At 63.4% G+C, this 549-nt stretch carries 2 protein-coding genes; both read right to left on the bottom strand.

Annotated elements, in window-relative coordinates; translation table 11 throughout:
- A partial coding sequence (locus PQR08_RS38655) for a Phenylacetic acid catabolic protein (protein ID WP_408164499.1) occupies positions 1-165 on the bottom strand: 165 nt, incomplete at its 3' end.
- A gap of 13 nt (positions 166-178) precedes the next feature.
- Positions 179-463 carry a 1,2-phenylacetyl-CoA epoxidase subunit PaaB gene (gene paaB / locus PQR08_RS38650; protein ID WP_014191517.1) on the bottom strand — a complete coding sequence of 95 codons (285 nt, stop codon included), beginning with the start codon at positions 461-463 and terminating at the stop codon, positions 179-181.
- Positions 464-549 lie beyond the last annotated feature (86 nt).

The following is a 549-nucleotide window of genomic DNA, read 5'->3' as shown; positions in this document are numbered from 1 at the left end:
CGTGTACAGCAGGCGCGCCTGACCGATCAGATCCAGACTGATGTTCGCCAGCGCGATGTCTTCTTCCAGCGCCGGGCCGTGGCTGCACCATTCGGCGTTGCGCTGCCCGAGGATCAGCGCGTTGTCCGCCAGACGCAGCACGTAGGCGAGATGGTCCTGACTCATAGCTCTGTCGCCCTTACATGTGATTGATTTCGTCGGGCAGCACGAAGAACGTCGGATGCCGATAGATCTTGTCGGCCGCGGGCTCGAACAATTCGCCCTTGTCCGCCGGGTCCGATGCGGTGATCGCCGCCGACGGCACCACCCAGATGCTCACGCCTTCCTGACGGCGCGTGTACACGTCGCGCGCCATGCGCAGCGCCGCACCCGCATCCGGCGCGTGCAGGCTGCCGCAATGCTTGTGATCCAGTCCCTGCTTGCTGCGCACGAACACTTCCCAGATCGGCCATTCCTTGTTCATCTTCATCGTCTCCATGCTCATGCAGCTTGTTTGTGGGCGCGGACCTTTTGCTTCTCCGCGTAGGCGAGCGCCGCTTCGCGCACCCA

The sequence above is a fragment of the Caballeronia jiangsuensis genome (genome assembly GCF_046030135.1).
Classification (GTDB): Bacteria; Pseudomonadota; Gammaproteobacteria; order Burkholderiales; family Burkholderiaceae; genus Caballeronia; species Caballeronia jiangsuensis.
The sequence above is the reverse complement of the archived record's forward strand: the minus strand, read 5'-3'. Positions and strand labels throughout refer to the sequence as shown.